At 66.2% G+C, this 7,837-nt stretch carries 8 protein-coding genes; 1 reads left to right on the top strand and 7 read right to left on the bottom strand.

What is annotated here, in order from left to right:
* The coding region (locus JWN03_RS27050) for an FtsW/RodA/SpoVE family cell cycle protein (protein WP_297620885.1) at positions 1 to 236 on the top strand (236 nt) is incomplete at its 5' end.
* Between the two features lies 1 nt (position 237).
* Here JWN03_RS27050 and JWN03_RS27045 read toward each other — a convergent pair.
* From JWN03_RS27045 to JWN03_RS27015, 7 genes are all read right to left on the bottom strand, one after another.
* Positions 238 to 1,614 (bottom strand): uracil-xanthine permease family protein, encoded by a 1,377-nt coding sequence (locus tag JWN03_RS27045; protein WP_297620882.1) that lies wholly within the window; start codon positions 1,612 to 1,614, stop codon positions 238 to 240.
* A gap of 99 nt (positions 1,615 to 1,713) precedes the next feature.
* A complete protein-coding gene (locus JWN03_RS27040; RefSeq protein ID WP_297620879.1) occupies positions 1,714 to 3,606 on the bottom strand; it encodes a multicopper oxidase family protein in 1,893 nt (630 codons plus the stop codon).
* Between the two features lie 107 nt (positions 3,607 to 3,713).
* Complete coding sequence (locus JWN03_RS27035; RefSeq protein ID WP_297620888.1) at positions 3,714 to 4,865, bottom strand: acetyl-CoA C-acetyltransferase; 1,152 nt, start codon at positions 4,863 to 4,865, stop codon at positions 3,714 to 3,716.
* Between the two features lie 140 nt (positions 4,866 to 5,005).
* Positions 5,006 to 5,614, bottom strand: coding sequence for a TetR/AcrR family transcriptional regulator (locus JWN03_RS27030; protein WP_405133730.1), 609 nt, complete (start codon positions 5,612 to 5,614; stop codon positions 5,006 to 5,008).
* Positions 5,615 to 5,812: 198 nt separating this feature from the next.
* The gene (locus tag JWN03_RS27025) at positions 5,813 to 6,568 is read right to left on the bottom strand and encodes a hypothetical protein (protein WP_297620874.1); all 756 of its coding nucleotides are present in this window, start codon (positions 6,566 to 6,568) and stop codon (positions 5,813 to 5,815) included.
* 241 nt (positions 6,569 to 6,809) lie between these two features.
* Positions 6,810 to 7,604 (bottom strand): SDR family oxidoreductase, encoded by a 795-nt coding sequence (locus tag JWN03_RS27020; RefSeq protein WP_297620871.1) that lies wholly within the window; start codon positions 7,602 to 7,604, stop codon positions 6,810 to 6,812.
* Positions 7,601 to 7,837: acyl-CoA dehydrogenase family protein (locus JWN03_RS27015; protein WP_297620868.1), on the bottom strand; the 237-nt coding region annotated here is incomplete at its 5' end. The genes JWN03_RS27015 and JWN03_RS27020, both read right to left, overlap by 4 nt.

Raw genomic sequence — 7,837 nt, 5'->3', positions numbered from 1 at the left:
AGCTGTTCGTGGTGGTGGGCGGTGTCACCAAACTGATTCCGCTGACCGGTCTGACCACGCCGTTCATGTCCTACGGCGGTTCGTCGCTGCTGGCCAACTACATGATTGTCGCGCTGCTCATCCGCATTTCGCACGATGCGCGCACCGCACCGCCGCCCCCGGTGCGGCCACCGGTCGCACTGGCCGAGGCACGCACCGAACACGTTTCGAAGCGGTGGCTCGCCAAGCCGCAGTGAGCTAGGCCGGTTCGTCGTAGGACGAGGTGCCCTCGTCGAGCAGCGGCTCCTGCACCCGGTAGTGCGCGGGCGCGAGCCAGCGCAGCACGTGATAGCCGGTGATGACGACCACGGTGCCCAGCGCGATACCGCTCAGCGTGAAGGTGTCGGTGAATTTCATGCTCACATTGCCGATGCCGATGATCAGGCCCGCGGCGGCCGGGACCAGGTTCAGCGGATTGCGCAGATCGACCCGCGCGGTGGTCCAGATCTGCGCGCCGAGCAGGCCGATCATGCCGTAGAGGATGACCGTGATGCCGCCGAGCACACCACCCGGAATGGCGGCCACCACCGCGCCGAACTTCGGGCAGAGACCGAACAGCAGCGCGAAACCGGCTGCGGCCCAATAGGCGGCGGTCGAGTAGACGCGGGTGGCGGCCATGACGCCGATATTCTCCGAATAGGTGGTGTTGGGCGGTCCGCCCACCGCCGTCGAGAGCATGGAGGCCACACCGTCCGCGGCAATGGCGGTGCCGAGCTTGTCGTCCAGGGAGTCGCCGGTCATTTCGCCGACCGCCTTCACGTGCCCGGCATTCTCGGCGACGAGCGCGATCACGATGGGCAGCGCGACCAGGATCGCCGACCATTCGAAGGACGGTGCGTGCAGCTGCGGCAGTCCGATCCAATCCGCCCTGCCCACGCTGGAGAGATCCAACCGCCAGTGGTCGCTCACCGCGCCGCTGCCGTCGGCCGAGTGGATCTTGCCGAACACCCGGTCCAGCACCCAGGAGAAGACGTAACCGAAGACCAGACCCAGGAAAATCGCGATGCGCGACCAGAATCCACGCAAAGCGACCACCGCCAGTCCGGTGAGGAGCATGACCAGCAGGGCCGTCCACTGATCCTGCGGCCAGTAGGTGGAGGCCGTCACCGGGGCCAGATTGAAGCCGATCAGCATCACCACCGCACCGGTCACCACCGGCGGCATGGCGGCGTGAATGATCCGGGCCCCGAACCGCTGCACCGCCAGGCCGATCAGAAACAGCACCGCCCCGACGGCGAGGCAGGCCCCGGTTACTGTCGCGCTACTGCCACCCTGCGCCCGGATCACCGCTGCCACACCGACAAACGACAGCGAACACCCGAGATAACTGGGCACCCGGCCACGAGTCGCGAGCAGGAAGATGGTGGTCGCGACACCCGACATCATGATGGCCAGGTTCGGGTCCAGGCCCATCAGTACAGGCGCGACAAAACTCGCACCGAACATCGCCACCACGTGCTGGGCGCCCAAACCCAGTGTGCGCGGCCAGGACAGCCGCTCATCAGGCCGGACCACCGCACCGGGTGCCGGTGTCCGCCCGTCGCCGTGCACAGTCCAGCGGACACCCAGGTCCATGACAGCCCGCTTTCTACCGCACCGGAAACAATCCCGGCCATCGTAGTGCGAGCAAACCCTCAGCTCCGAGTCACACGCGGGTCGTCCACATTCCTGCGGTCAGGGCAGGATGCGAATCTGCTGCATCATGTCGTGGTCGGCGTGGTCGAGATTGTGGCAGTGCCAGACGTAGCCGCGAATACCCGACGGACCCGAAAGCAGTTCGGCGGCGCTCATTCCGGCCGGCGCCATTGCTTCCGCACCCGGTGGGACCGTCAGCGGGGCATCGGGATCGAAGCCCATATCGTCCACCGACGGCCAGTGCACCAGCACCCGGGTAATGGTGTCGGTGGGGCATTCGACGGTGTCCTTCCAGCCGAATTCCCAAGGCGGGGGCGCTTGTTCGGGTCCGAGGGCGAAGGCATCCGCCGACGGAGCCCAGCGCACACCGAATTTCGGCGGCAGGTCGGCCACCCAGTAGGCCGAGGTGAGGATGGGCTGGCGGCCGATCACCCGCAGCCGGGCCAGATGCAGGTGGATGGGGTGATCGAAGGGCGTGGTGTTCACAATGTCCCACTGTTCGACGGTGGCCGCACGGGCCAGGTCGATATCACTGCTCAGGAACGGAAGGTTGTTGAGCGACATCATGGTTGGGAATACCGCGGCCGCACGCGAGTCGTCATTGAGACCGATGAGAGTCACGGTGCGAACGGATTCCGGCCGGTAGACGGGCTCCAGCAGATCGGGCAGTCCCGGTCCGCCACGCAGCCGAGGCGGGACGGTCGCAGGCGGGCCGTTCCCATTGACCGTGAATCGCATGATCGGCCGCAGCTCCGGCACCACGAAAACGGTGTTGCCCAGGTCATTTCGCGCCGTATTGAGCAGATCCACCACCTCGCCGTCACCCAGCGCACCGAAGTCGACCAGCAGATCGACGCGCTCCCCCGGGCTCACCCGAATCGAGGGGGCCGGGACCGGCGCATCCAGCAATCCGAGATCGGTGCCGATGGCCCAGCACGCCATGCCATTCGAGAACTCGAAAATATAGGGCCGCGAATTGGATCCGTTCAGCAGCCGGAACCGGTAGAGCGTGCGCCGGACCTGGAGCCGCGGCCAGGCCATACCGTTGACGCAGGCCACGTCCCCGAACTGCCCGGATTGGTTGTAGCCCTCCGGAATATAGGTGGCGACCATGGGTTGCAGACTGCCGTCGGCATTGAAGGTCCGGTCCTGCACGATGAGCGGGATCTCGAATTCACCGCTGGGCAGTCCGAGTGGGTTGTCCGCCTTACCGGTGTCGAATTCGTCTCGCAGGTAATACATTCCAGCCAGACCGGCCTGAATGTTCAACCGCGTGATGCCCATAGCGTGATCGTGGTACCAGAGTGTCGCCGCCTCCTGCCGATTCCGGTATTCGAAGGTCGGCCCGCCGCCGTTGCGCCATCCGATGAGCGGATGCCCGTCATCGTCCGGTGCATTCACGCCACCGTGCAGATGCACGGTGAATCGCGGATCGGTCCGATCCCGCTCCGTCACGCCGTGCATGGTGAGATCCACATGCGGAGCGAGCACATGGGTTCCGAGCTCGTTCCGAAAGGTTATGCGCGCCAGTTGATCACGCCACGCTTCCAGATTAGGCCCCAATACCGGCTGCCCGAAACCCCAACTGCGCGTTTCCGGTAGATCCCGGTGATACCGATGCATCCCCGATATCGCGGTCAATTCCCCTGCTGCCGAACGCGTCTCGATTATCGGTAGCTCGTCGACAAAAGGCGGCAATGGCGGCGAGTGATAGTTGAAGGGTGTCACCGGCAATGCGGGAAGCGGCGGAATCGGCACCGGTGGCGGTGGTAGTGGCACCGGATCGGCCCGCGCGGTCGCCACGGGGCCGAGTCCGGCCACTGCGAGAGCCCCTAGCAGGAACCCCCTTCTCGGCAGGTTCTCGTTCATCACCTGGCTGATCCACTCCGCCACGCCGGGCCCGTGCGTCCGCGGCTGTGTCCGATTCTGCACCCGCACTTCCGCACAGGTGTCGGAAACGACGGAGGCCGCTCACCCGGCATGGGTGTGCGGCCTCCGAAAGACCTGTCGGCCCAGTCGAACTCAGCCCCCGGTCGAACTCAGCCGAGGCGCTCGATAATGGTGACGTTGGCGGTGCCGCCGCCCTCACAGATGGTGAGCATGCCGTAGCGGCCGTTCACGCGCTCCAACTCGTTCAGCAGCGAGGCGAAGAGCTTGGCGCCGGTGGCGCCGAGCGGGTGGCCGAGGGCGATGGCGCCACCGTTGACATTGACCTTGTCGGTATCGGCGCCGGTCTCCTTGAGCCAGGCCAGCACGACGGAGGCGAAGGCCTCGTTGATCTCGATGACGTCGATATCGTCGATGGTGAGGCCGGTCTTCTCCAGTGCCCACTTGGTGGCCGGAATCGGCGCGGTGAGCATGTAGATCGGGTCGGCGCCGCGCGCGCTCACATGGTGGATGCGAGCACGCGGGGTGAGGCCGTACTCCTGCACCGCCCAGTCGGAGGCGAGCAGGGTGGCGCTGGAGCCGTCCGAGATCTGGCTGGCGAGCGCGGCGGTGATGCGGCTGCCCTCGGCGAGCGGCTGCAGACCGGCCATCTTCTCCAGGGTGGTTTCACGCGGGCCCTGATCGATCCAGAAATCGCCGACCGGGACGATCTCGCGGTCGAACTTGCCCTCGGCGATGGCCTTGCGCGCGCGGTCGTGGCTGCGCAGCGCCCACTCCTCCATATCGCGGCGGGAGATGTCCCACTTCTCGGCGATCATATTGGCGGCGTTGAACTGTGACACCTCGGCGGTGCCGTAGCGGTGGTCCCAGCCGTGCGCGCCGACGAACGGGCCCTCGAAGCCGTACTGCTGGCCCGCGAGCATGGCCGCCGAGATCGGGATGGCGCTCATGTTCTGCACGCCGCCGGCCACGATGACCTCGGAGGTGCCGGACATGATGGCCTGCGCGGCGAAGGTGATGGCCTGCTGCGAGGAGCCGCACTGGCGGTCCACGGTCACGCCGGGCACCGACTCCGGGTAGCCGGCCGCGAGCCAGGCGGTGCGCGCGATATTTCCGGCCTGCGGTCCGATGGTGTCGCAGCAGCCGAACACCACATCGTCGACGACCACGGGGTCGATCTTGTTGCGGCCCATCAGTCCACGCAGCGCCGCCGCACCCAGATCGGCCGGGTGCACCGCCGCGAGCCCGCCGCCGCGCTTACCGACCGGGGTACGAACAGCGTCGATCACATACGCCTCCCGCATGGGTGCGTACTGACGGCGAGACGGTGCTGACATGTGAACTCCTACTGCTGACTGCGGGCTGAGCTGGTGCTGTTGGTCTTTCGAGCTGCTGTCGGGGGTTCAGGGGCGGAGCCCCTGAGAGTCCCGAGAGTTGGGAACAGTTATCGCGCTTCGGGATTGGTGAGACCGTCGAGCACGATGGTCAGGTACTGCTTGGCGAGGCTGTCGACGGTGATCCGGCCGCCGGGCTGGTACCAGCGCACCGACACCCACACGGTGTCGCGCAGGAAGCGGTAGGCCAGTTCGATATCCAGCTCCGGGCGGAAGCCGCCCTCCTCGACGCCGTTCGCGAGCACCTGGTGCCATAGCTCGCGGAACTCTTTGTTGTATTCGTCGATATAGCCGAATCGCGGTGTGCCGCTGAGCCGCTTGGCTTCGGCCTGGTAGATGGCGACCGCGGCGTGCCACTGGTCGAAGGATTCGTAGGACGCGACCACCAGCGCCTCGAGGGTGTCGCGGGCGCTGAGGCCCGAGCCCACGATCTCGCGGTACCGTCCGAAGAGGTCGTCGAGGAAGCCCCGCAGGATTTCGTCCACCATGGCTTCTTTGGAATCGAAGTGGTGGTAGAGACTCCCGGATAGAATCCCCGCGGCATCGGCAATGTCACGAACCGTGGTGGCGCGCAGTCCTCGCTCGGCGAAGAGATTGGCGGCCAGGCCGAGTAGCTCGCTACGACGCGCCGACTTGGAAGGCTCCGATGGTGGGGTCACAATCCCCAATATACAACCAAGCATTTGCTTGGTCGAGAGGGGACTGTATCTTCGACCTTCGCTTCGCTGCGGCGGGGTCGTGGCCCTGTTACCCGGGCCTTCCCTCCTCCGCTTCGCTCCCCCGCTCCAAGGCGCAGGTCTATGGAGCCGCAGTCCAGACCCGGGCGGGCCACGACCTCGAGGGGACAGCAGGGGGAGTTATCGCACCGAGTAGCGCAGGGGTGACGATACGGAAAGGTCCGCCAGTAGCCGGTCACAGATGACTATGGGCGAGATTCCCGCGCGGGCCATGCGGGCGACCAGTGCGAGCCGCCTTTCCGGACTGTCCCACTCGACGGTCAGCGGTTCGAGGCCGGGTCCGGCATCAACCGTTGCCATGACATGCGCCGGGCTGTCGTCGCGTGCGGGGACTTCGCTGAGTTTCAACACCATCCCCCGCTGCCATGCCCGATATGTCTCCATATCCGCGCCCTCGACCAATTTGTCGGTGGCTGCGCACAATCCCTTCGCTATCCCGTCCGCGAAGGCGATGCGGTCGTAGCTGACCCGTCCGCAATCGCGCACCACCTCCAGCAGATCCGCGCGGACTTCGCGTAGTAGTACCGCTTGTTTCCGCCGCCGCTGCTCATCGTCGGAAACCGGATGCCAGGACTCGCGCACCAGGCCGATGCGGCGGGCGCGATCGCGATCGCGAATCATATCGCCCCGCAGCGCGGCCCGGGGATCGCGGGAAATCTCCACCTCGTCCACCGCATGCTGTTCCAGAATCTGCGCCGCGCGCATGGCGGTGGCCCGTTCGGAATCGTGGTCGAGCAATTCGGCGCCCAGCGTCAGTGCCGCGAGCACGACATTGTCGAGTCTTCGGCGCGCAAGAACGACCTCGCGCACCAGCTGTAGTTCCAACCCGTCATCGGGCTGCGCTGGGACTGCTTGTTGTCGGCGATCCGGACCCATGGGTCGCGCCCTTCGACTATGCGGAACCGGCTTAAACCAGGATTACACAATGACGGCAGGGGCGCGCCAGCCATTTTGGATACCAAATGAATCAGGCGGCGTCAGAGCCCGGAAATAGCACTGCCGCGCCCCTGTGGGACACGGCAGTGAGAAATACTGCGACCGGGTGACACGGCTTTTCACCTCACCCGGCAATCCGAATTCGGCTGCGCTGAACCGAAATCAGGTTCGCCTATCCAAATCAGGCGCGCTGGCTCGAAATGGAGACGACCTCTCCGGTGAGGTAACTGGTGTAGTCGCTGGCCAGCATGGCGATGGTCGCGGCGATCTCCCACGGCTCCGCGGCCCGGCCGAAGGCCTCACCCGCGGCCAGGCGATCCAGCAGATCGCCGGAGGTGACCTTGTCCAGGAACGCGTGCCGCGCGATGGACGGGGCCACCGCATTGATGCGCACGCCGTATTCCGCGGCCTCGACGGCCGAGCAGCGGGTCAGCGCCATGACGCCGGCCTTGGCGGCGGCATAGTGGGCCTGGCCGTGCTGGGCCCGCCAGCCGAGCACGCTGGCGTTGTTGACGATCACGCCGCCGTGGCCCGCGTCGCGGAAATACTTGAGCGCGGCGCGAGTGGCGCGGAAGGTGCCGTTGAGGGTGATGTCCAGGACCTTGTCCCACTGCTCATCGGTCATGTCCACGACGGGGGTCTCACCGCCGAGGCCCGCGTTGTTGACCATGATGTCGATGCGGCCCAGCGCCTGCACGGCGGCGGCGATGAGCTGATCGACCTGCTCGGTGGAACTCACATCGCAGGGCACGGAAGCGATTCGGCGGTCCGGGAATTCGGCCTGCAGCGCCTGTTCGGTCTCCTTCAGGCGACGCTCGTGCCAGTCGGAGACGACGACATCCGCGCCCTCGGACAGCAGGCGGCGCGCGGTGGCCGAGCCGATGCCGGTACCGGCGGCGGCGGTCACGACGGCGACCTTGCCGGCCAGCAGATTGTGGCCGGGAGTGATTTCGGGGGCGGTGGACAAGTCGGTCACGGCCGAGCCTCTCGGGGAAGTCCGAGCACCCGCTCGGAGATGATGTTGCGCTGCACCTCGTTCGAACCGCCATAGATGGTGTCCGCGCGAGTGAAGAGGAAGAGTCGCTGCCAGGCATTGAGGTCATCGCCGGGCGCGTCGGCGATCAGGCCGGGCGCGCCGAGCACGTCCATGGCCAGTTCACCGAGATCGCGATGCCAGTTGGCCCACAGCAGTTTGGTGACCGACGCCGA

Origin of the sequence: Nocardia sp. (assembly GCF_025465275.1) — a bacterium.
Taxonomy (GTDB): domain Bacteria; phylum Actinomycetota; class Actinomycetes; order Mycobacteriales; family Mycobacteriaceae; genus Nocardia.
This window is presented reverse-complemented; position numbering and strand designations above follow the sequence as displayed.